Origin of the sequence: Amycolatopsis sp. GM8 (genome assembly GCF_021653975.1) — a bacterium.
Lineage (GTDB): Bacteria > Actinomycetota > Actinomycetes > Mycobacteriales > Pseudonocardiaceae > Amycolatopsis_E.
In genome coordinates this window covers 352065-374356 of sequence record NZ_JAJKFK010000005.1, presented here as the reverse complement: position 1 = coordinate 374356, position 22292 = coordinate 352065, and the positions used below count along the sequence as shown (strand labels likewise).

General features: G+C 68.8%; 22 protein-coding genes. 15 read left to right on the top strand and 7 right to left on the bottom strand.

Going from position 1 to position 22292, the window contains the following annotated elements; genetic code table 11:
* The first annotated feature begins 40 nt into the window (after nt 1-40).
* A complete protein-coding gene (locus tag LOZ83_RS25245; protein WP_236794138.1) occupies nt 41-1330 on the top strand; it encodes a cyclopropane-fatty-acyl-phospholipid synthase family protein in 1290 nt (429 codons plus the stop codon).
* 278 nt (nt 1331-1608) lie between these two features.
* Here LOZ83_RS25245 and LOZ83_RS25240 read toward each other — a convergent pair whose 3' ends face one another.
* A complete protein-coding gene (locus tag LOZ83_RS25240) occupies nt 1609-2238 on the bottom strand; it encodes a TetR family transcriptional regulator (protein ID WP_236794137.1) in 630 nt (209 codons plus the stop codon).
* Between the two features lie 80 nt (nt 2239-2318).
* Between LOZ83_RS25240 and LOZ83_RS25235 the strand changes: the two genes are divergently transcribed.
* Nucleotides 2319-2777 carry a nitroreductase family deazaflavin-dependent oxidoreductase gene (locus LOZ83_RS25235; RefSeq protein WP_236794136.1) on the top strand — a complete coding sequence of 153 codons (459 nt, stop codon included), beginning with the start codon at nt 2319-2321 and terminating at the stop codon, nt 2775-2777.
* A gap of 14 nt (nt 2778-2791) precedes the next feature.
* Here LOZ83_RS25235 and LOZ83_RS25230 read toward each other — a convergent pair whose 3' ends face one another.
* Entirely contained in the window at nt 2792-4219 is a 1428-nt protein-coding gene (locus LOZ83_RS25230; RefSeq protein ID WP_236794135.1) for an FtsW/RodA/SpoVE family cell cycle protein, read from the bottom strand.
* A gap of 108 nt (nt 4220-4327) precedes the next feature.
* On the opposite strand from LOZ83_RS25230, the gene LOZ83_RS25225 reads away from it, so the two are divergent.
* Nucleotides 4328-5140 carry a hypothetical protein gene (locus LOZ83_RS25225; protein WP_236794134.1) on the top strand — a complete coding sequence of 271 codons (813 nt, stop codon included), beginning with the start codon at nt 4328-4330 and terminating at the stop codon, nt 5138-5140.
* Between the two features lie 12 nt (nt 5141-5152).
* Entirely contained in the window at nt 5153-5506 is a 354-nt protein-coding gene (tatB, locus tag LOZ83_RS25220) for a Sec-independent protein translocase protein TatB (protein WP_236794133.1), read from the top strand.
* Between the two features lie 18 nt (nt 5507-5524).
* Here the strand turns inward: tatB and LOZ83_RS25215 are convergent, their stop codons facing one another.
* From LOZ83_RS25215 to LOZ83_RS25205, 3 genes are read right to left on the bottom strand one after another with little or no spacing between them, the layout of a single operon-like run.
* On the bottom strand, nt 5525-7108 hold the full coding sequence (locus LOZ83_RS25215) for an LCP family protein (RefSeq protein WP_236794132.1): 1584 nt from the start codon (nt 7106-7108) through the stop codon (nt 5525-5527).
* Between the two features lie 54 nt (nt 7109-7162).
* Nucleotides 7163-8143, bottom strand: coding sequence for an LLM class flavin-dependent oxidoreductase (locus tag LOZ83_RS25210; protein ID WP_236794131.1), 981 nt, complete (start codon nt 8141-8143; stop codon nt 7163-7165).
* Entirely contained in the window at nt 8134-10257 is a 2124-nt protein-coding gene (locus LOZ83_RS25205; RefSeq protein WP_236794130.1) for an ATP-binding domain-containing protein, read from the bottom strand. Before LOZ83_RS25205 ends, LOZ83_RS25210 begins: the two co-directional genes overlap by 10 nt.
* A 118-nt stretch (nt 10258-10375) precedes the next feature.
* Here LOZ83_RS25205 and rsmD point away from each other — a divergent pair, with 118 nt between their 5' ends.
* The 8 genes from rsmD (at nt 10376) to mutM (ending at nt 15628) form a co-directional block, all read left to right on the top strand.
* Entirely contained in the window at nt 10376-10948 is a 573-nt protein-coding gene (gene rsmD / locus LOZ83_RS25200; protein ID WP_236794129.1) for a 16S rRNA (guanine(966)-N(2))-methyltransferase RsmD, read from the top strand.
* A 21-nt stretch (nt 10949-10969) separates the two neighbouring features.
* Complete coding sequence (gene coaD, locus LOZ83_RS25195; RefSeq protein WP_236794128.1) at nt 10970-11449, top strand: pantetheine-phosphate adenylyltransferase; 480 nt, start codon at nt 10970-10972, stop codon at nt 11447-11449.
* A 68-nt stretch (nt 11450-11517) separates the two neighbouring features.
* Entirely contained in the window at nt 11518-11946 is a 429-nt protein-coding gene (locus LOZ83_RS25190) for a ribonuclease domain-containing protein (RefSeq protein WP_236794127.1), read from the top strand.
* Nucleotides 11947-12035: 89 nt separating this feature from the next.
* Nucleotides 12036-12755, top strand: coding sequence for a DivIVA domain-containing protein (locus LOZ83_RS25185; RefSeq protein ID WP_236794126.1), 720 nt, complete (start codon nt 12036-12038; stop codon nt 12753-12755).
* Between the two features lie 246 nt (nt 12756-13001).
* Nucleotides 13002-13589, top strand: a complete 588-nt coding sequence (locus LOZ83_RS25180; protein ID WP_236794125.1) for a DUF177 domain-containing protein — start codon at nt 13002-13004, stop codon at nt 13587-13589.
* Between the two features lie 70 nt (nt 13590-13659).
* Nucleotides 13660-13842: a 50S ribosomal protein L32 gene (gene rpmF, locus LOZ83_RS25175; protein WP_144760909.1), complete on the top strand. Its 183-nt coding sequence runs from the start codon at nt 13660-13662 to the stop codon at nt 13840-13842.
* An 11-nt stretch (nt 13843-13853) separates the two neighbouring features.
* Complete coding sequence (gene rnc, locus LOZ83_RS25170; protein ID WP_236794124.1) at nt 13854-14591, top strand: ribonuclease III; 738 nt, start codon at nt 13854-13856, stop codon at nt 14589-14591.
* 176 nt (nt 14592-14767) lie between these two features.
* Complete coding sequence (gene mutM / locus LOZ83_RS25165; RefSeq protein WP_236794123.1) at nt 14768-15628, top strand: bifunctional DNA-formamidopyrimidine glycosylase/DNA-(apurinic or apyrimidinic site) lyase; 861 nt, start codon at nt 14768-14770, stop codon at nt 15626-15628.
* A gap of 49 nt (nt 15629-15677) precedes the next feature.
* Here mutM and LOZ83_RS25160 read toward each other — a convergent pair whose 3' ends face one another.
* On the bottom strand, nt 15678-16199 hold the full coding sequence (locus LOZ83_RS25160) for a general stress protein (protein ID WP_236794122.1): 522 nt from the start codon (nt 16197-16199) through the stop codon (nt 15678-15680).
* Nucleotides 16200-16291: 92 nt separating this feature from the next.
* A complete protein-coding gene (gene asnB / locus LOZ83_RS25155) occupies nt 16292-18130 on the bottom strand; it encodes an asparagine synthase (glutamine-hydrolyzing) (protein ID WP_236794121.1) in 1839 nt (612 codons plus the stop codon).
* A 346-nt stretch (nt 18131-18476) separates the two neighbouring features.
* Here asnB and kdpF point away from each other — a divergent pair, with 346 nt between their 5' ends.
* Genes kdpF through kdpB form a run of 3 tightly spaced genes read left to right on the top strand, consistent with a single transcriptional unit; the run spans nt 18477 to nt 22288 of the window.
* On the top strand, nt 18477-18578 hold the full coding sequence (gene kdpF, locus LOZ83_RS25150) for a K(+)-transporting ATPase subunit F (RefSeq protein WP_236794120.1): 102 nt from the start codon (nt 18477-18479) through the stop codon (nt 18576-18578).
* A complete protein-coding gene (gene kdpA, locus LOZ83_RS25145; protein ID WP_236794119.1) occupies nt 18579-20240 on the top strand; it encodes a potassium-transporting ATPase subunit KdpA in 1662 nt (553 codons plus the stop codon).
* Nucleotides 20237-22288: a potassium-transporting ATPase subunit KdpB gene (gene kdpB / locus LOZ83_RS25140; RefSeq protein ID WP_236794118.1), complete on the top strand. Its 2052-nt coding sequence runs from the start codon at nt 20237-20239 to the stop codon at nt 22286-22288. The genes kdpA and kdpB overlap by 4 nt, the downstream gene beginning before the upstream one ends.
* The last annotated feature ends 4 nt before the right edge of the window (nt 22289-22292 follow it).

The following is a 22292-nucleotide window of genomic DNA, read 5'->3' as shown; positions in this document are numbered from 1 at the left end:
CTCTGGGCGTGAAGTCCGCATGAGTGCTTGAATGAAGTGCGTGGCTACCTCGCATAATGCTGCGAGCGCCGTACACACCTTGGTGCGTGCCGCGCTCGGCAGCGATCTCCCGCTCCATATCCGCTGCTGGGACGGTAGCGAGGCGGGCCCGCCAGATGCCCCGATCCGGCTGCTGCTGCGCCGCCGCCGTGCCCTGCGGCGGTTGCTGTGGGCGCCCAACGAACTCGGTATCGCGCGGTGTTTCGTCTCGGGGGATCTCGACGTCGAATCCGATTTCTTCGAAAGCCTTTCCCAGCTCGAACGTGTCATCGGCAATCAGTCCGGGCCGCTGGACGTGGACCGGGACGTCAAGCTGGACATGATCAGGTCGGTGCTGCGGCTGGGTGCGATCGGGCTGCCGCCGAAGCCCCCGGCCGAGGAGATCCGGCTGGGCGGGCGCCTGCACTCGAAGCGGCGGGACGCCGAGGCGATCAGCCACCACTATGACGTCGGCAACGACTTCTACGCGCTGGTCCTCGGGCCGACGATGACCTACTCGTGCGCGGTCTGGGGCGAGGGCGTCGAGTCGCTGGAGGATGCGCAGATCGCGAAGGTCGACCTGGTGGCGCGGAAGCTCGGGCTCGGCGAGGGCAAGCGCGTACTCGACGTCGGTTGCGGCTGGGGCACGTTCGTCATCCACGCGGCGAAGGAGTACGGCGCGCATGCGGTGGGCGTGACCCTCTCGCAGGCCCAGGCGGACTTCGCGCGCAAGCGGGTCGCCGAGGAGGGATTGTCGGACCTGGTGGAGATCCGCGTCCAGGACTACCGCGATGTGCACGACGGGCCGTTCGACGCGATCTCGAGTATCGGGATGGCGGAGCACGTCGGCGAGGCCATGCTGCCGACGTACACGAAGGCGCTGTACGACCTGTTGAAGCCCGAGGGGCGGTTGTTGAACCACGCGATCTCGCGGAAGGTGGGCGTGAAGGGCCACACGGGAGAGCGGACGTCGTTCATCAACCGGTACGTCTTCCCGGACGGCGAGCTGGAACCGCTGGGCGTCATGGTCGACGCGATCGAGGACGCCGGTTTCGAGGTGCGGGATGTCGAGGCGCTGCGTGAGCACTACGCGCTGACGCTGCGGGCATGGGTCGCGAACCTGGAGTCCCGCTGGGCCGACGCCGTGCGCCTGACCAGCGAAGGCCGGGCCCGCGTCTGGCGCCTGTACATGGCGGCTTCAGCCCTGACCTTCGAACGAGGATCGATCGGCGTCAACCAGGTACTAGCGGTGAAGACAACCGACAAGGGCAACGCGGGCCTACCCAGAACGCGGACCGCACTGCTGTCGTAAAGCAGCAACCAGAGTTGGGTGGTCATCCCGTCGCCTGAACCAGGAACGATCACTTTTCGTCAGGGCCGCAACCTGCGCCGGAACGCGCAGCCAAAAACCCAAAGCTTGCGGCCCTGACGAAAAGTGATATTCGAAAACCGCAGGCGACGGGATGACCACCCAACTCAACCACCCAGCCAAGGTGAGATCCCCTGGGCCCCCTCATCCCGGAGCCAGCCCGCCGGCGAGGCATCTTTTGATCTTTAGTCTTTAGTCTTTGGATCACCCGCGCCGGGCGCTCACCGCTCCCGCCCTGCGGCGGGATAATCAACCCCACCGGCCAACAGATCAAAAGCCTGCCCGATCAGCTCCGAATCCGGCGCGTCGCGCCCGGTGGCGCGCCATGCGGTGATCGTCGTCTGCACCGCGCACAGCACGATCGAAGCCACCAGCTGTGGCCGTGGATCCGTGGCCGGGTCGACGCCCATCCGGGCGCCGACCAGCCGCGCGATCTCGTCCAGCCGGGCGATGCCGCGCTCGATACGGGCGGCCGCCAGTGTCGAGCTGGTCGAGATCAGCTGCTGCATCAGCTGGTGGCGCGTCTGGTCCGCACTGCTCGCCTCCGCCTCGTAGGCCTGCACCAGTTCGACAGCGGCCTGCCGCATCCCCGTCAGTACCGGCACGTCCGCCGGCTGCGCGGCGAACTGCTCGAGCATCGCCGTGATCTGCTCGTCCGCGAGCGCGAGCGCCACGTCCTCCTTCGAGGTGAAGTACCGGAAGAAGGTGCGTGGTGAGACGTCGACCGCCTCGGCGATCTGGTCCACGGTGGTGGCCTCGAAGCCGTTGGCACAGAACAACGACTGCGCCGCGTCGATCAGCGCCTCACGGGTGCGGTGCTTCTTCCGCTCGCGCAGGCCGGGCTTCTCCATGGCACCAAGACTAGAACAGCGTGACACTACACGCCACTTGGCAGTTGGTGAAACTTGTCAGTGTCTGCCACAATGGCGGTATGCCAAAACCTCCCGCATCGACGTCTCCGTACTGGAAGCTGCAACGCCAGTGGGCGCGCCTCAACACAACGCTGTTCCGCAGGACTCGGGGCAAGGTGGGCGGCCGGTTCCTGGGCGGTGCCCCCGTGTTGCTGCTCAACCACGTGGGCCGCAAGTCCGGCGAGGCCCGCACCAGCCCGCTGATCTACCTCGACGACTCACCGCGGCTGGTCGTCGTCGCGTCGAAGGGCGGCACGGACACCCACCCGGCCTGGTTCCACAACCTGATGGCCATGGAGTCCGCCGAGGTCGAACTTCCGGGTGGGCAACGCCGCCGGGTCCGGCCGCGCATCGCCGAGCAGGACGAACGGGCGGCGCTGTGGGAACGGGTGGTCGCGATCTACCCGCCTTACGCGACCTATGCCACCTACACCCAGCGCCAGATCCCGGTCGTCGTGCTCGAGCCCGCCGGCGACTGACGCCGGGCAGCGGCTTACGACGGCGGCCGCCCGGTCACCGGAGCGTTGACCAGGACGGTGGCGGACTCGGCGAGCGGCGTGGCCTGCTGTGCGGGTCGTGTGTGGGTTTCCCCGATGGAGTTGGAAACGCGGAGCAATACGGCGAGCACGAGGTAGTTCGCCAGGAGCGAGGAACCGCCGTAGGACACGAAGGGCAGCGTCATGCCGGCGAGCGGGATGAGTCCGGTGACGCCACCGACCACGACGAACACCTGTAGCGCCAAGGAAAACGACAGCCCAGTGGCGAGGAGCTTGCCGAAGTCGTCCGAGACGGCGAGTGCGCCGCGGAGCCCTCGGGTGGCGATCAACAGGTACAGCACGACGATCGCCGCGATCCCGGTCATGCCGAGTTCTTCGCCGAGGGCGCCGCTGATGAAGTCGGTGCTGGCGAAGGGCACGAGATCGGGCCGGCCGGCGCCGAGGCCGGTCCCGGTCAGGCCGCCGGTGCCGAGTCCGAACAAGGATTGCGAGACCTGGTATCCGCCGCCGGGCTGGTCGTAGGTGGCGAGCGGGTCGAGCCAGGTGGTGACGCGCTGCTGGATGTGGTTGAACAGGAAGAAGGCGGCGACACAGCCGATCGCGAACAGGGCGAGGCCGACGACGACCCAGGAGACGCGTTCGGTGGCGATGTAGATCATGGCGAGCGCGACCCCGAAGAACAGCAGGGCGGCGCCGAGTTCCTTTTCGAAGGTCACGACGCAGACCGACGCCAGCCACACCAGCAGCAGTGGGCCGAGGTCGCGGGTGCGGGGCAGTTCCATGCCGAACACGCGTTTGCCGGCGGTGGTGAACAGATGTCGTTTGCTGACAAGGAATCCCGCGGCGAACACGATCACGAGGACCTTGGAGAACTCGCCCGGCTGCAGCGACAGGGGGCCGAGCCGCACCCACAGCTTGGCGCCGTTGACCTCGGAGAGGCTGGCGGGGAGTACGCCGGGCAGGATGAGGAATCCGAGTCCGAGCGCGCCGGCGAGGTAGGTGTAGCCGGCGAGCCGCCGGTGGTCGCGGACCAGCACCATCGTGCCCGCGAACAGTGCGATGGAAATGCCCATCCAGAGCAGCTGGCGGGGCGCCTCTTGGGCGGGGGCGGAGTGCCCGGCCTGCGCGGCGGCGAGCGCGCCGGCCAGGTCGAGGCGGTGGATCATGGTGAGCCCGATGCCGTTGAGCAGCGCGACACACGGCAGGAAGACAGGATCCGCATGGGGCGCCACAAAACGGACCGTCAGATGAGCGGCGAGGCACAGGACGGCGAAGATCAGCGCGAGCTGCGGCGCGGGCCAGGACGCGACGGGCTGCTGGTTGAGGTCGACCAGTTCGAGTGCGGCGAAGACCAGCAGCAACGCGAAAATCAGCAGGCGCAGCTCGGTCGTACGGGACCGCCGCACGAGCGCTGAACTGTCCACAGTGGTCTTTCCGGGTCGGGATCCCTGCCGGGGTTCCAGCGTTCACGGCCGGCGCTGTGCGGACGCTGAGAAACCCGGGTTGTTCTCAGCGTCCACTCAGGAAGCACGATGGACCGTGCAGGCAACACCGAAGGGACCGACATGACGACCGACCGCGAGACCTCCTCCGAGCATCTGGATCGGGTGCGCGCCGCCCGCGCGGAGCTGCTGCGCCTGGAGGAGCTGCTGTGTCATGGCGAGCATCCCGTCTCCGGCGCCGCGCGCCGGGTGCCCGCCTGGTTGCGGGTGACAGAAGGCGAGCAGCGCTGGGCGGTGACGCTGGCGATCGCACTCGCGGTGACACTGCAGCTGGTGCTGCCCGACCGGTTGGCGTTCCGGCCGCATTGGCTGCTGCCGGCGCTGGAACTGGGGCTGGTGGCGGTGCTGATCGGGCTGAACCCGGTGCGGATCTCCCGGAACCATCCGTGGCTGCGGCCGCTGTCGACGATGCTCATCGCCGTGATCAGCCTGGCGAACGCGTGGTCGGCGGTGCTGCTGGTGATGGATCTGCTCGGCGCGCGGGCGGGGGAGGAACCCGGCCCGTTGCTGGGGAGTGGGGGCGCGATCTGGCTCACCAACGTGATCGCCTTTTCGTTGTGGTACTGGGAAATGGACCGCGGTGGTCCGGTTTCCCGCGCTCAGGGACAGCAGCCGCGGCCGGACTTCCGGTTCCCGCAGATGGAGGAACCGGAGGCGCATCCCGAGTGGGAACCGCACTTTCTGGACTATTTCTACCTTTCGTTCACGAATGCCACCGCGTTCAGCCCCACGGATGTGATGCCGATGTCGCGGTGGGCGAAAATGCTGATGCTCAGCCAGTCCGCGATCTCGCTCGTCACCCTCGCGGTCGTGATCTCCCGAGCGGTCAGCCTGTTCAAGTAGTGGAGGTGGCCGATGCTGGGACTGAGCTGGATGCACATTCTGGTGCTGCTGGCGGCCGGGTTGTTCGTCCTCGGGCCGGAACGGTTGCCGCAGGCGGCGGCGTGGCTCGGGAAAACCGTGCGGCAGCTTCGGCAGTTCACCCAGAACGCGCAGCGGCAGTTGCGCGAGGAGATGGGGCCGGAGTTCGAGGAGTTCCGCCGGCCGTTGGAGGACCTGCGTCAGTTGCGGAACTTCGATCCGCGCCGCGCCATCACCCAGCATCTGTTCGACGGCGAGACCGACCCGTTGGGCCTGGCGGGTGGCGCTACCCGCCAGGGCAACGGCGCACCGGTGAAACCGCCGCCGATCGACCCGGATGCCACCTGATCCGGCGTCGCGGCAAGGTCATTTCACGCAGGGGATGCCGCCGCCGCTGATGGCGTCCAGCCCCGCGGCCTGATCCGACGCCGGCGCCGATGCCGGGGGAGTCGGGGTCGGGCTGGGGGTGCTGGTGGGAGGTTTCGCGGCTCCCTGCGGCTCGCCGCCACCACCGCTGGGGAGCCGGAAGTCCGCACCGATCACCAGCTGCACGTGCCCGGTGGCCAGTTCGGTGGACCGGGTGACGGTGATCTTGCCGCCGAGCGCGGAGGCGAGCGACTTCGCTGCGTCAGCGGCACCCGAGCCGTAGAAGATCGTCGAGGCGGCCAGGTGACGGGTGTCGCTGCCGACGGTGGCCACGGTGAACCCCTGGCCGGTGAGGAACTGCTGGGCCTGGGCACCGAGCCCGCTGCGGCTGGTGGTGTTCACGATGGAGACCGTCGCCGCGGACGCGGCCGGTGCCGTGCTCGTGGCCGACGGCGAGGCGCCCGGTGGCGCGCCGATCAGCTGGGCGACCGTGGCGCGGATCTGGGGGAGGTCGACAAAGTTGACGTCCTCGCCGCCCGGGTTCTTGCCGAAGTGGTCGATCGGCAGCGTCACGAAGGTGACGTTGCCGCCGGTCAGGTTCGACGCCTGTTTCGCGAACGTCAACAGGTCGAGATGCGAGTCGAGCGCGGTGTTCTGCTTGGCCACGTCCGAAATCCGCTGCAGTTGCGCGGGATTGGTGAACGCGCCGCCCTGCTTGAGCTGGTACGCCAGCGAGATGATGAACGCCTGCTGCCGGCGGGCGCGGTCCAGGTCGGTGAAGTTCAGCTGCGGGTGCACGTAGTCGCGGCGCTGCCGGACGAACGCGACCGCCTGCTCGGCGTTGACCTGCTGCTGTCCTTTGTGGAAGTTCGCGCCGGAGTAGCTGTCCTGGGTGTCCTCGTTCACGCACACCGTCACCGGTTGCACCACTTGGGCGATCTGGAAGAACGCCACGAGGGTGACCTCGACGAAATGGTCGACCGGGACCCCGCCGAGGAACTGGCGCACGGTGTCGATCTCGGCTTTGCGGCCGGCGTCGCGGGCCTGCTGTTCCCGCTGCGTCTTGTCCGTCGCGCCCTGCGCGACCAGCTGCTTGGCTTTGGCGTCGAAGGCGTACCCGTAGGCCTGCTTGATCTTGCCCTTGCAGATGCCGTCCGGGCAGCCGGGCAGATCGACGTAGTCGTCCCGCGGGATCGAGATCGAGGTCGCCTTGCTGCCGTCGCCGGGCACGTGCAGCAGCATCAGCACGTTCGCGTTGTAGCCGCCGTCCTGCTGGTCCCCGGCGTGCAGCGCGTCGTAGATGTCCTGCGGCAGCGGGTTCCCGTTCTCGTCCAGCCGCGAGTCCAGGCCCATGATCAGGATGTTGGTGTCCCCGCCGAGCGACCCAGCCTCGCCATCCAGCGCATCCGAGGTGCGCAACCCGGTGGCCAGCCCGTGCAGCATGGTCCAGCCGTAGCCGGTCGCCACGAGCACCACCGCCGCCACCACCGCGAGCGCGGTTTTGCCGACCAGGGCGCTGTTTCGGCGTCGAGTGCGGGCGGGCGCGATTTGGCGCGTCGGGTCGTCCCACCCAGTGCCGCGCATCGCCATCTCCGCTCCCACACGCCCGTCCCGTGTCGTGAACGGCGCGTGTCGATGTTACCGGCGTAGTCCGGCCACCAGCTCATAGGATCGAACCCGGTCGTCATGCCCGTGCACCATGGTCGTCACCATCACCTCTGCGGCACCGGTGTCGGCGACCAACCCCGAAAGACGCGCACGCACGGTCTCCGGGGAACCGATCAGAGCGCTCCCGAACCGAGCCTCGATCAACTCCCTGTCCGCATCCGCGTACGCGTACTCCGCAGCCTCCTCGGGCGGTGGCAACGGAATCGGCAGACCCTGGCGCCGACTCAAATAGCGCAGCTTCGCCGACCCGGCAAGCCACCCGGCCCGCTCATCGGTCTCCGCGCACACCACCGTCACACTCAACAAGAGCAGCGGCTCGGACAGCGTCGGCGAAGGGCGGAAAGAATCCCGATACAGCCGCACCGCCGGCAAGGTGTTCCGCGCCGCGAGATGATGCGCGAACGCGAACGGCAACCCCAACCGCCCGGCCAGCCGCGCGCTGAACCCGCTCGAACCCAGTAACCACACCGGCGGCCGCCGCCCGATCGCGGGTACCGCGTCGACCCCACGCGCCGGATCCGGCTCGAAGTAGTCCAGTAACTCGCTCAGCTGCTCGGGAAAATCATCCGCCGAAGCCGAATTGCCCCGGATCGCCCGTGCCGTCCGCTGGTCTGTACCAGGCGCACGGCCGACGCCGAGATCGATCCGGCCGGGATGGAACGCCTCGAGCGTGCCGAACTGTTCGGCGACGATCAGCGGCGCGTGGTTGGGCAGCATGATCCCGCCCGAACCGACCCGGATCCGCGAAGTCGTGGCAGCCACCTGACCCACCAGCACCGCCGTCGCCGCGCTCGCGACGCCCGGGATGTTGTGGTGCTCCGCGATCCAGTACCGGTGATACCCCAGCCGCTCCGCGTGCCGGGCGAGATCGACCGTGTTGCGCAACGCTGTCGCGGCGTCGGCGCCGCCCGGGATGGGGGACAGGTCCAGAACGGAAAGCCTCACAGCCATTCCCGGTCGGAGGCCACCACCGTCAGCTGCTGCGTCGCCCGGGTCAGCGCGACGTACAGCACCCGGCGGCCCGTCGTCGACTCCGTGATCAGCTCGGTCGGCTCGACCAGCACGACCGCGTCGTACTCGAGTCCCTTGGCGTCCAGGCTGCCGACGACCTTGAGCCGCTCGTCCGCCCGCCCCTGCAGCCAGCCCTGGACCTCCGCCACCCGGTCCATCGCGCAGATGACGCCGACCGTGCCTTCGACCGCGTCCATCAGCTCCTTCGCCGCCGTCTGCGTGGTGCCCTCGATCCCCGCCCGCTCGACGATCCGGAGGTCCGGCTCGAGCCCGGTGGTGCGCACGGCCTTCGGCAGCTCGCCGGCCTCGGCATGCCCGGCCACGACCCGCGCCGCCAGGTCGAAGATCTCCGCCGAGTTCCGGTAGTTCGTGCGCAGCGTGTACCGCCGCCGCGGGGTCCGCGGGCCGAACGCCTGGTCCCGGGCCTGCGCCGCCTCCGCCGGATCCGGCCACGAGCTCTGCACCGGATCCCCGACGACCGTCCAGCTCGCGTACTTCCCGCGGCGCCCGATCATCCGCCACTGCATCGGCGACAGGTCCTGCGACTCGTCGACGACGATGTGCGAGTACTCGTCGTAGTGCTCCGGCCGGTGCGGGCCGTGGTGCTCCACGCCACGTGCGGCCGGCGCGGCATCCAGCTCGACCGACTGTGCCCGGCGCTTGCGCTTCGGCGGCTGCCCGGTCAGCACGCGCAGCTCGTCCAGCAGCGCGATGTCCGCGACCGTCCAGTCCTTGTCCCGGTCCGCGAACGACGCGGCGAGCGGGGCCACCTCGTCCCGCGCGAGCACACCCTTGCCCACCCGCGCGAGCCGCGCCGGATCGCCCAGCCAGCGCAGGATCTCACCGGGATAGAGCACCGGCCACCACACGACGAGGAACCGGTGGAAGTCGATCCGCTCGCCGAGCTCCGTGATCAGCTCCGCGCGGTCCACCGACCGGCCGTCCGCGCGCGCGTGCTCCTCGGCCTTGTCCGCCAGCGCTTCCAGCAGCGTCTCCGCCGCGCGCACCCGCGACCGGTTCGGCGGCCCGCCGTGCCCGTGCACCTTGCGGCGGACCTTCTCCAGCTCCTTGCCGCGCAGCTTCAGCACCTCGCCGCGGTACACGATGCGGATCTCGTCGGGCACACCCGGCGGGGCGTCCCGCATCGCGCGCGTCAGTACCTTCCGCATCCGCAGCGAACCCTTGATCGCCGCGAGCGGCGCCGGGTCCTGCCGCGTCGCCACGACCCCGTCGAGAACCTCGCCGAGCGCCCGCAGCTCCACGTTCGTCTCGCCCATCGAGGGCAGCACGCGCGAGATGTAGTTCGTGAACACCCCGGACGGGCCGAGCACGAACACGCCGGCCCCGCCGAGCTGCCGGCGGTGCCGGTAAAGCAGGTACGCCGCGCGGTGCAGCGCGACCGCCGTCTTGCCCGTCCCCGGGCCGCCGGTGATCTCCGTGACGCCCCGCCACGGCGCGCGGATCACCTCGTCCTGCTCGCGCTGGATGGTCGCGACGATGTCGCGCATCTTCTCGCCGCGCGACCGGCCGAGCGCGGCCATCAGCGCGCCCTCGCCGACCACCTGCATTTCTTCCGGGACGGCGTCCGGGATCAGCACGTCGTCGTCCACGTCGAGCACGTTCTGGCCGGAGCAGCGGATGACGCGGCGGCGCACCACCTCCATCGGCTCTTCCGCGGTGGCCTGGTAGAAGGCCGCGGCGGCGGGCGCGCGCCAGTCGGTGACGAGGTTGTCGAACTCGGCGTCGCGAATACCGAGACGGCCGACGTAGACCTTCTCGCCGCTCGTCTGGTCGAGCCGGCCGAACACCAGGCCCTCGTACTCGGCGTCCAGCGTCTGCAGCGTCTGGTTCGCGTGGAAGACCATCATGTCGCGCTCGAACAGCATCGACGCCTGCTCGAAGACCGCCTCGCGCTGGGCGCCGTGCCCGATCTCGTACCCCTTGGTGCGCATCGCCTCGGCTTGGGCGCGCAGCTCGGCCAGCCGGCGGTAGACGCGATCGACGTGCTCTTGCTCGATGGCGATCTCGGCCCGTCTGACCCGAGGTTCCGACACGCAGTGCTCCTACAGCTCACTCGCCGGCAACAGGAAGAACGACTCTACGCGTGCCGTCCGAACGGTTCACCAAGTCCCGGCGAAAAGGGTGGTGGTGAACATGGCCGAAAATGCCGGAGTGACCAGGATCGTCGCCGGACGGGCGGGAGGCAGGCGGCTCAAGGTGCCGCCGCAGGGCACCCGGCCGACGTCCGAGCGCGTCCGCGAGTCCCTGTTCAACGCGCTGGAATCGGCCGGTGAGCTGGGCGGCCGCCGGGTACTGGACCTCTACGCCGGCTCGGGCGCGCTCGGTCTGGAAGCACTCTCGCGCGGCGCGGCGCACGCGTTGTTCGTCGAGTCCGACCGCCGGGCGCTGCAGGTCCTGCGCGGCAATGTGGCCGAACTCGCGCTGGGCGGCCAGGTGCGCGCGGGACAGGTGGAGAGTGTGCTGGCCCAGGCCGCCGAAGAGCCCTTCGACCTGGTGCTGGCCGACCCGCCGTACGCGCTGGACGCCGGCCGGCTCGGTGTGATGTTGGCCGCGCTCGCGGCCGGCGGCTGGGTGGCGGAGGACGGGCTGGTGATCATCGAACGCGCTCAGCGCGACGGCGAACCCGGCTGGCCGGCGGGATTCGTCCCGCTCCGTACGATGCGGCACGGCGATACGGCGTTGTACTGGGCGGAGTACGTCACTTCGCCACGCGATGACCGGTGAGCACCGGGTAACGTCCGCGCCATGGTGCGAGCGGTCTGTCCCGGTTCCTACGATCCTGTGACGAACGGTCATCTGGACATCATCGAACGATCGGCGAAGCTGTTCGACGAGGTCGTCGTCGCCGTGCTGATCAACAAGAACAAGAAGGGCCTGTTCTCGATCGACGAACGGCTCGAGATGATCACCGAGATCACCGGTCACCTGCCCAACGTGCGGGTCGACTCGTGGCACGGGCTGCTCGTCGACTACTGCCGGCAGCACGACATCGGCGCGATCGCGAAGGGCCTGCGGTCGGTCAGCGACTTCGACTACGAGCTGCAGATGGCGCAGATGAATCGCGAGCTGTCGGGCGTGGAGACGCTGCTGATGTCGAACAACCCGCGGTTCGGTTTCGTGTCCAGCTCGCTGGTCAAGGAGATCGCGACCTACGGCGGGGACGTGAAGAACCTCGTGCCGGGTGTGGTGTTCGAGCGCCTGATGGCGAAGGTGGCGGCTCAGTAACCTGAACGGCTGACACCGTTCGTCGGGAGTTTTCCAGCGGGGCCACCTGGTCCGGTTACGGTTCGAAAATGACCAACAAACGCTCCCGCTTGCTGTCCGGTCTCTTCGCTCTCCTCGTCACGTTGTTCGCCGGGTTCGGCGTCGCGGCACCGGCGCAGGCGGCGGTCGCCTCGCCGGCCGCCGTCACTCAGGCCGAGTGCGGCGACACCTCGGGCTTCACCGTCGACGCGCTCAGCTCGCTGCCGCCCGAGGCGACCGACACCTACGACCTCATCCAGCAGGGCGGCCCGTACCCGTACAAACAGGACGGCACGGTGTTCTCCAACCGCGAGGGCCTGCTGCCGGACTGCGCCAGCGGCTACTACCACGAGTACACAGTGGAGACTCCCGGCAGCCCCGACCGCGGCGCCCGGCGGATCATCGCCGGCAGCGGCGGCGAGTACTTCTACACGTCCGACCACTACGAGAGCTTCGATCTGGTCGACACCAATTCCTGACACTCCCACAGGTGTGTCGTTCATGGCCTTTCCCCGCTGACCCGGCAGACTGGAACGAGCCAGCGGGGAAGGCCAGCTAGGGAGTTGCCGTGTACCGGGTGTTCGAGGCTCTCGACGAACTCGTCACGATCGTGGAAGAGGCACGGGGAGTGCCGATGACGTCCAGCTGCGTGGTGCCGCGCGGCGACGTGCTCGAACTTCTCGACGACGTCCGGGACGCGCTGCCGCGCGAAGTCGACGACGCCCAGGACGTGCTCGACAAACGCGACGAACTGATCGACAAGGCGCGCGCGGAGTCCGACGCGATGGTCAACGGCGCCCGCGCCGAGGCCGACTCCACCGTCACCGGCGCGAACGACGAGGCCCAGCGGATGATCGAGGACGCGCGGGCGCGTGCCGAGCAGATCATGGCCGACGCGCACGCCGAGTCCGAGCGGATGGTCGCCGCCGGGCAGGCCGAGTACCAGAACCTCGTGGAGCGTTCGCGGGCCGAGTCCGAGCGGATGATCGAGGCGGGCCGCGCCGGTTACGAGCGGGCCATCGAGGACGGGCGGCACGAGCAGTCGCGGCTGGTCTCGCAGACCGAGGTCGTCCAGGCCGCGCACGCCGAGTCGGCCCGCATCGTCGACGAGGCCCACGCCGAGGCCGACCGCCAGCGTGTCGAGTGCGACGCGTACGTGGACGGCAAGCTCGCCGAGTTCTCCGAGCTGCTCTCGACGACCCTGCGCACCGTCGACTCCGGCCGCAACCACCTGCGCACCCCGCCCACCATGGCCGGGCGCACCCCGCTCTACGACTTCCAGCCGTAGAGAATGTCTTGCACCGGCTTGCGGGGCGGTGCGGGTGGCGGAACCTGAGGCGGCCCCTGGCTCCGGGATCGCCTCCTCATGAATGCCAATTCACCACGTCAGCGCTGTCCTCGCCAGGAACCACCTCAGAACCCGCGGCGGTGCGGGTTGACGGCCCACAGCAAGCGGCTCCGCCGCTTGAAAACAACAAGGGCGCGGCCGGTAACCTGGTGGGGTTGCTTGTCTCACCGATGATCAGAGTCGAAAATGCCTGACGACAAGAGTCCTCTCGACACCCGTAACCCGTGGGTGGTCGATACCCGTGAGCTGGGGCGTCGCCCGGGCCTGAGCCGTGATCTGCGGCTGAGTGCGCCGGTGCGGACCGAGCTGGGCGTCCCGGGTGTGATCGCCGTACCCAAGGGCTCCGAGATCGAGCTCGACCTGCTGCTGGAGTCCGTCGTCGAGGGTGTGCTCGTCACGGGCACCGCGTCGGCGCACACCACCGGCGAGTGCTCCCGCTGCCTCGACCCGATCGGCGGCGACGTCGAGATCGACCTCACCGAGCTGTTCGCGTACCCCGAGTCGACCACCGAGGCCACCACCGAAGAGGACGAGGTCAGCCACCTGATCAACGACCGGATCGACCTCGAGCCGATCGTCCGGGACGCGCTCGTGCTCGCCCTCCCGCAGGTGCCGTTGTGCAGCGAAGACTGTGCCGGGCTGTGCCCGGAGTGCGGCGGGAAGTGGGCCGATCTCAAGCCCGGACACGGGCATGAGACCATAGATCCTCGGTGGGCCGCGCTGGTCGAGCGTTTTGATGACGCTCCGGCGGGCGGCCCGGACCAGGAAGCCTGACGAGCGCGAGCTCGCACAGCCAGTAAGCAGGCTCGCGTCAGCGAGTGGACTTGAACGAGGAGAGTTAGTCGTGGCCGTCCCGAAGCGGAAGATGTCGCGCGCCAACACGCGCACCCGCCGGTCGTCGTGGAAAGCGGCCCCGGTGCAGCTGGTGCCCTGTTCCAACCGCGCCTGCCGGCAGCCGAAGCCGCAGCACGTGGCCTGCCCGACCTGCGGCCAGTACGACGGTCGGCAGGTCGTCGAGCCAGCCTGAGGCTGACCGACATGGGGGGCAAGTCGAAGCCGGGAGGCCCGGCGACCGACCCTGCGCCATTGCTGGAAGCGCTCGGCGTCACTCTGGACGCCGAGCTGCTTCGTCTTGCGCTGACCCACCGCTCGTACGCCTACGAGAACGGCGGGCTGCCGCCGAACGAGCGGCTTGAGTTCCTCGGTGACGCCGTGCTCGGCCTCGTCGTCACCGATCACCTGTACAACACCCACCCCGATCTGCCCGAGGGGCAGCTGGCGAAGCTGCGTGCCAGCGTCGTCAACATGCACGCGCTGGCCGGTGTCGCCCGCGGGCTCGGCGAGGGCGGGCTCGGCGCGCATCTGCTGCTGGGCAAGGGTGAGGAGCTCACCGGTGGCCGGGACAAGGCGAGCATCCTCGCCGACGGCCTCGAAGCGATGATCGGCGCGGTGTACCTCGCGCAGGGCATCGAGGGCGGGCGCATGCTCGTGCACCGGCTGTTCGACACACTGCTGGCCGAGGCGCCGCTGCGCGGGGCCGGGCTGGACTGGAAGACGAGCCTGCAGGAGCTGACCGCGTCGGCGGGTCTCGGCGTGCCCGAGTACAAGGTCGAGGACACCGGTCCGGACCACCGCAAGGAGTTCAGCGCGACGGTGCTCATCGCCGGCCGGGACCTCGGTCACGGAGAGGGCACCACGAAGAAGGAAGCGGAACAGAAGGCCGCCGAGACGGCCTGGCGCTCCCTGAACGAGGAACTCAACCAGGACGACGAGTAGCGGGGATGCCGCGAACGTCGGACTCGGCGGCGCGAGCGTAGAACTCGCCGTCTCCAGTGTCCGACTCGCGGTCTGGAGCGTCGGACTCGGCGTCTCCAGCGTCGGACTCGGCGTCTCCAGCGTCGGACTCGGCGTCTCCAGCGTCGGACTCGCGGGGCGGACAGTAATCTGGTGTCGTGCCTGAGCTTCCCGAGGTCGAGGTGGTCCGCGCCGGGTTGCAGGCGCATGTGGCCGGTCGCGTCATCGCGCGGGTCGACGTGTTGCATCCGCGCGCGATCCGGCGGCACGCGCTCGGGCCCGAGGACTTCACCGGCCGGCTCGCCGGCGCCCGCATCGAAGCCGCGCGCAGGCGTGGCAAGTATCTGTGGCTCGAGCTGTCCGACAAGGAAGCCCTTCTCGCGCATCTCGGCATGAGCGGGCAGATGCTCGTCCAGCCCGAAGGCGAACCCGACGAGAAGCACCTCCGGGTGCGCGTCCGCTTCACCGACGGCGGGCCGGAATTGCGCTTCGTCGACCAGCGGACGTTCGGTGGGTTCGCGCTGTCCGATCTCGTCGACGCCGACGGTGAACTCCTCCCGTCGACGATCGCGCACATCGGCCGCGATCCGATGGACCCCCAGTTCGACCCGAAGCAGGCGGTCCGAGCCCTGCGCTCGCGGCGCACCGAGGTCAAGCGCGCGCTCCTCGATCAAACCCTGGTCTCCGGGGTCGGCAACATCTACGCCGACGAAGCGCTCTGGCGCGCGAAGCTGCATTGGTCGCGACTAACGGAGAAGCTCACCAACGCGCAGGGCACCCTGCTTCTCGAGTCGGCGGCCGACGTCATGGCCGAGGCTCTCAAAGCCGGCGGCACGTCGTTCGATGCCTTGTATGTCAACGTAAACGGCCAGTCCGGCTACTTCGAGCGGTCGCTCAACGTGTACGGCCAGGCCGACCGGCCCTGCCCCCGCTGTGGCACCCCGATCCGCCGCGAGCCGTTCATGAACCGCTCCTCGTACTTCTGCCCGCGCTGCCAGCCGCGCCCCCGCCGCAAGTAGAAGAGGGCCCCGCGCCGCCGAAGCGAGCGAGGCCCTCCGAAGGCACTACCTAGCTGTTCAACCCCGCGTGCGCGGCCATGGTGGACAGCAGCTCCCGGCCACGCTCGGCGTTACGCGGCTGGCTCAGCACGTCGTACCGCCGCGCCACGAGCTGGCTCTGCGACACGAAATCCCGGCGGCCGCGGGTGGCGCCGTAGCTCAGCGCCGCGAAGACCACGCTGAACCCGACACCGGCGACCAGTCCGATCAGGATCGGCAGGATCCCGGCGCCGGTGCTGAACAGGCTCAGCAGCAGCCCGACGAACAAACCGAACCAGGCACCCGACATCGCGGCGCTACCGAGCACCCGGCCCCAGCTGAGCTTGCCGGCGACACGCTCGACGAGCATCGGCTCGACGCCGACGATCGTCAGGTCGGCCACCGGGAAGTCGGAATCGGCAAGGTGGTCCACCGCCCGCTGGGCCTCTTCGTACGAGGCGTACGACCCGATCGGCCACCCGGTGGGCAGTGTCGGCAGCTTCGGGTTCGCGGGAGCATTGCTGAACGCGGTCTGTGTGAAGGCTGTGGTCATCTCTCTCACCTCTCTGCCGTGTTCAACGGATACCCCATGCCGGTTGTGCCTTATGCCGGGATTTCACAGCGAATTTTCAGGTGTGCCGCCGCTCACCCCAGCTGCAGCTCCGGCCGGTAGATGTCGAACCAGTGGTGCAGATCGAGCACCCGGTCGAGGCCGTGCCGGGTGAACTGGTCGATCGAACCCGGGTCGGCCGCCACTGCAGAGGTCAGCCAGTTCTGGTCCATCACGGCGAACACCGGGTTGTCCCGCTCGGCGAGCACTTCCTTCGCCTGCTGCTGCAGCGCCGCCGCGTAGCCGGGGTCCTGAGTGGACGGATACGGGCTCTTCACGCGGTCCACAACGGACGGTGGCAGGACATGCTTCGTGGCGTGCCGCAGCAGGCTCTTTTCCCTGCCGTCGAACGACTTCAACGACCACGGGGTGTTGTAGACGTACTCCACGAGCCGGTGGTCGCAGAACGGCACGCGTACCTCGAGACCGACGGCCATCGACGCACGGTCCTTGCGGTCCAGCAGCATCCGCACGAACCGGGTCAGGTGCAGGTGGCACACCGTCCGCATGCGCCGCTCGAACTCGCTCGCGCCGTCGATGTGGTCGACCCGCGCCACGGCGGTCCGGTACTGGTCGGCGACATAGTCCTCCACGGAAAGCGTCTGCCACAGGTCCTCGCGCACGGTCTCCGGCCGCTGGTTCAGACCAGTCTGGTACGCCAGCCACGGGAACGTGTCGGCGTTGCGGGCCGTCTCGTCGTGGAACCAGCGGTAGCCGCCGAACACCTCGTCGGCCGACTCGCCCGACAACGCGACCGTCGACTCGCCCCGGATCGCCTTGAACAGCAGGTACAACGAGGTGTCCATGTCGCCGAGGCCGGCCGGGATGTCGCGGGCGGTGATGACCGCGCGGCGCACCTCGGGATCGCTGAGCGCGGCCGGGTCGAGCACGACGTCCTCGTGCTTCGAGCCGACGAGCTTCGCGACGTCGCGGATGAACGGCGAATCCGGGGTGCCGCGCATCTCGTCGGGCTGGAAGTTTTCCTCCTGCCCGAAGAAATCGACCGAGAACGTGCGCAGTTGTTCGCCCCGTTCAGCCAGCCTCGCGGCGGCGAGACCGGTGACGGCGCTGGAATCGAGGCCGCCGGACAGCAGCACGCAGCGCGGCACGTCGGCGACGAGTTGCCGGTGCACGATGTCGGTCATCAGCTCGCGCACCCGGGCGACGGTGGTCTCCTGGTCGTCGGTGTGCGGGACCGCGTCGAGCTTCCAGTAGGTGCGCGTGTGCGTGCCGGAGGAGTCGACCCGGACGATGGTGCCCGGCTCGACCTCGCGCATACCCTGCCACATCGCCCAGCCCGGCGTCTTGACGAACGTGAACAGCTCGCGCAGGCCTTCGGTGTCGACCACCCGGCGGGCCAGCGGGTTCGCGAGGATCGCCTTGGGTTCGGAGCCGAACAGCACGCCGTCGCGGGTGGGGTAGTAGTAGAACGGCTTGATGCCCATCCGGTCGCGGATCATCACGAGCTTCTCGTCGCGGGCGTCCCAGATCGCGAAGGCGTACATGCCGTTGAGATGGTCGGCGAGGGCCTCGCCCCATTCGAGATAGCCGTGCAGCACGACCTCGGTGTCGCTGTCGGTCTCGAACTTGTGGCCGAGGCCGGCGAGCTGCTCGCGCAGTTCGGTGAAGTTGTAGGTCTCCCCGCTGTAGACCAGCGCGATCTCACCGGTGGGCGTGCGCAGCGACATCGGCTGGCGGCCGCCGGGCAGGTCGATGATCGCCAGCCGCCGGTGTCCCAGCGCGGCGTGTGGCGCGATCCAGGTGCCCTCGTCGTCCGGACCGCGGCAGGACATCGTCTCCGTCATCGCGTCGAGGGTCCTGCGCTGCTGGGTGAGATCGGCGTCGAAGGAAACCCAGCCGGTGATACCGCACATACGTCACTGCCTCCCATTTGCTTAGCGACTACAAGTATGCGTAACGCAGTGGTAACACAACTGAGCGTTCGCTGTCTGCGCGAAATGCCGGTTCTGCCGGGTCCCATTACGCTCGGTGTGTCCGGTCTCACCGGGCGTCAAGAACGCGTAAAGGCGCTGGAAGTACGCATCAAGAGGCCGTCAGAGCAGGTCATCCGCGTGCTCGGCGGCCGCACAGTGTTGCCGGAGCGGTCGCCAGTCGGGTGACCCGCTATGAAAGGTGCGAAGTGGCGGACTTGCTGTACGCCGTGCTGCTGATCGCCGTGTTCGCGGTGCTCGCCCTCACGCTGCGCGGACTGGAGAAGCTGTGAGTGGCACGGGCGTGGTGGCCAACGTCGTGGCCGGCGTGCTGGCACTCGGATTGATCGTCTACCTGTTCCTCGCATTGATCAGGCCGGAGAAGTTCTAGATGAGCGACGTCGCTGCCGGCCTGGTCCAGGTCGGCATACTCCTCGTCGCCCTCGCGGTGGTCTACAAACCGCTCGGCGACTACATGGCCAGGGTGTTCACCAGTGAGAAGCACCTGGCCGTCGAACGGGGGCTGTACAAGCTGTTCCGGGTCAAGCCGGACGCCGAGCAGCGCTGGCCCACCTACGCCATGGGCGTACTGGGCTTCTCGTTCGTCTCGATCGTGTTCCTCTACCTGCTGCAGCGCCTGCAGGCGTTCCTGCCGCTGAGCTTCGGCCGCGGCGCGGTGAGCCCCGCCGTCGCCTTCAACACGGCCGTCAGCTTCGTCACGAACACGAACTGGCAGTCCTACGTGCCGGAAACCACCATGGGCGACACCGTCCAGATGGTCGGCCTGACCGTGCAGAACTTCCTGTCGGCGGCGGTCGGGCTCGCGGTGGCGATCGCGCTCGTGCGCGGGTTCGTGCGGCGGCGGACCGACCGGCTCGGCAACTTCTGGGTCGACCTGACCCGCGGTGCCGTCCGCATCCTGCTGCCGATCTCGGTCGTGTTCGCGATCGTGCTGATCGCGATGGGCGTCACGCAGAGCCTCAAGTCCGGTGTGGACGTGACGGGCCCCGGCGGCGCGCAGAACACGATCGCGCTGGCGCCGACGGCGAGCCAGGAGGCCATCAAGGAACTCGGCACCAACGGCGGCGGCATCTTCAACGCCAACTCCGCGCACCCGTTCGAGAACCCGACCGCGTGGACCGACCTCATCGAGATCTTCCTGCTGCTGGTCGTCCCGGTCGCGCTGACCCGCACCTTCGGCACCATGGTCGGCAACCGCAAGCAGGGCTACGTCCTGGTTTCGGTGATGGGTGGCATCTGGGCCGCCGTGCTGGCGTGGGTCTGGCTCGCCGAGACACACCCGAACGGTCCCGCCGCACTGCTCGCCGGCGCGAATCTCGAAGGCAAGGAACAACGCTTCGGCATCTCCGCGTCCTCGATCTTCGCGACGAGCACCACCGGCACCTCGACCGGCGCGGTGAACTCGTGGCACGACAGCTTCTCCGGCCTCGGCGGCGGTGGTCCGCTGCTGAACATGCTGCTCGGCGAAGTCGCGCCGGGCGGGGTCGGCACCGGCCTGTACGGCATCCTCGTGGTCGCGGTCATCGCGATGTTCCTGGCCGGCCTGATGGTCGGCCGCACGCCCGAGTACCTGGGCAAGAAGCTCGGCAAGACCGAGGTGACCACGGCCGCGATCTCGATCCTCGCGATGCCGACCGTGGTGCTGCTCGGCGCCGGTGCGGCCTTGCTGTTGCCGGACACCACGTCGGCGCTCAACAACAGCGGCGCGCACGGGCTGTCCGAACTGCTCTACGCCTATGCCTCGGCCTCGAACAACAACGGCAGCGCGTTCGCCGGCATCACCGTGACCAGCGACTGGTTCCAGTCCTCGCTGGGCGTGGCGATGCTGATCGGCCGGTTCGTGCCGATCCTGGCCACGCTCTGTCTCGCCGGCGCGCTGGCCAAGCAGAAGAAGGTCCCCGAGACCTCGGGGACGCTGCCCACCACGGGCCCGCTCTTCGGTTCGATGCTGGCCGGCACCATCATCCTCGTCGCGGCGCTGACGTTCATTCCCGCGCTCGCGCTCGGCCCCTTCGCGGAGGGTCTCGCATGACCGTCACCCAGGAGAAACCAGTGACCGAAACCCCGGTCGAACAGCACCGGGTCGGGGCGGGCGCGTTCAGCCCGCGCCAGCTGCTGACGTCGCTGCCGGACGCGCTGCGCAAGCTCGACCCGCGGCATCAGGTCCGCAACCCGGTCATGTTCGTGGTGTGGGTCGGCTCGGTGCTGACCACGGTGTTCGCGATCGGCAACCCCGGCGTGTTCACCATCGGCATCGCGCTGTGGCTGTGGTTCACCGTGGTGTTCGCGAACCTGGCCGAGGCGGTGGCCGAAGGCCGTGGCAAGGCGCAGGCGGAATCCTTGCGCCGCACCAAGAAGGAGACCATCGCGCGCCGGCTCACCGAGCACGGCGAGGAGCAGGTCCCCGGGGTGGAACTGCGCGTCGGCGATCTCGTGGTCGTCGAGGCGGGCGAGCTGATCCCCGGCGACGGCGACGTCGTCGAGGGCATCGCGACGGTCGACGAGTCCGCCATCACGGGCGAGTCGGCCCCGGTGATCCGGGAGTCCGGCGGCGACCGGTCGGCGGTCACCGGCGGCACCACGGTGCTGTCCGACCGGATCGTCGTGAAGATCACCACCAAGCCCGGTGAGTCCTTTGTGGACCGCATGATCGCGTTGGTGGAAGGCGCTTCCCGGCAGAAGACGCCGAACGAGATCGCGCTGACCATCCTGCTCGCGGTGCTGACGATCATCTTCCTGATCGCGGTCGTCGCGCTGCAGCCGATGGCGAAGTACTCCGGCAGCGAGCAGTCGGTGGTCGTGCTGACCGCACTGCTGGTCTGCCTGATACCGACGACGATCGGCGCGCTGCTGTCGGCGATCGGCATCGCGGGCATGGACCGGCTGGTGCAGCGCAACGTGCTCGCCACCTCCGGTCGCGCGGTCGAGGCGGCGGGCGACGTGTCGACCCTGCTGCTGGACAAGACCGGCACGATCACCTTCGGCAACCGCAAGGCGACCGAGCTGATCCCGGTCGGGTCGTCCACAATGGACGAACTGGTCGAGGCGGCCCGGCTGTCCAGCCTCGCGGACGGGACCCCCGAGGGGCGCAGCATCATCGAGCTGACCGGCCCGGCCGACGGGAATCCGGGTGGCGAGTTCGTGCCGTTCACCGCGCAGACCCGGATGAGCGGGATCGACCTCGGCGACCGGCGGATCCGCAAGGGCGCGACCGGCTCGGTGCGGACCTGGGTGCGCGAGCACGGCGGGGAGTTCCCCGACCAGACCGAGCGGGTGGCCGACGAGATCGGCCAGCAGGGTGGCACCCCGCTCGCGGTGGCCGAGATCGTCGGCGGGCGCGCCGTCGTGCGCGGCGTGATCCGGCTGTCCGACGTGGTGAAGCCCGGGATGCGCGAACGGTTCGCCGAGCTGCGCACGATGGGCATCCGGACGGTGATGATCACGGGTGACAACCCGCTCACCGCGAAGGCCATCGCGGCGGACGCCGGTGTCGACGACTATCTCGCCGAGGCCAAGCCCGAGGACAAGATGGCCCTGATCCACAAGGAGCAGGAGGGCGGCCGGCTCGTCGCGATGACCGGTGACGGCACCAACGACGCGCCGGCGCTCGCCGCGTCCGACGTGGGGGTCGCGATGAACACCGGCACCTCGGCGGCCAAGGAAGCCGGGAACATGGTCGATCTCGACTCGAACCCGACGAAGCTGATCGAGATCGTGGAGATCGGCAAGCAGTTGCTGATCACCCGCGGCGCGCTGACCACGTTCAGCATCGCCAACGACCTCGCGAAGTATTTCGCGATCCTGCCGGCGATGTTCGCGTCGATCTATCCGCAGCTGGGCGGGCTGAACATCACGCACCTGCACTCGCCGCAGTCGGCGATCCTGTCCGCGGTGATCTTCAACGCGCTGATCATCGTGGCCCTGATCCCGCTGGCGCTGCGCGGCGTGCGGTACCGGCCCTCGACCGCTTCGGCGTTGCTGCGGCGAAACCTGCTGATCTACGGCGTGGGCGGGATCATCACGCCGTTCCTCGGCATCTGGCTGGTGGACCTGCTGGTCCGCCTCATCCCGGGAATGTGAGCTG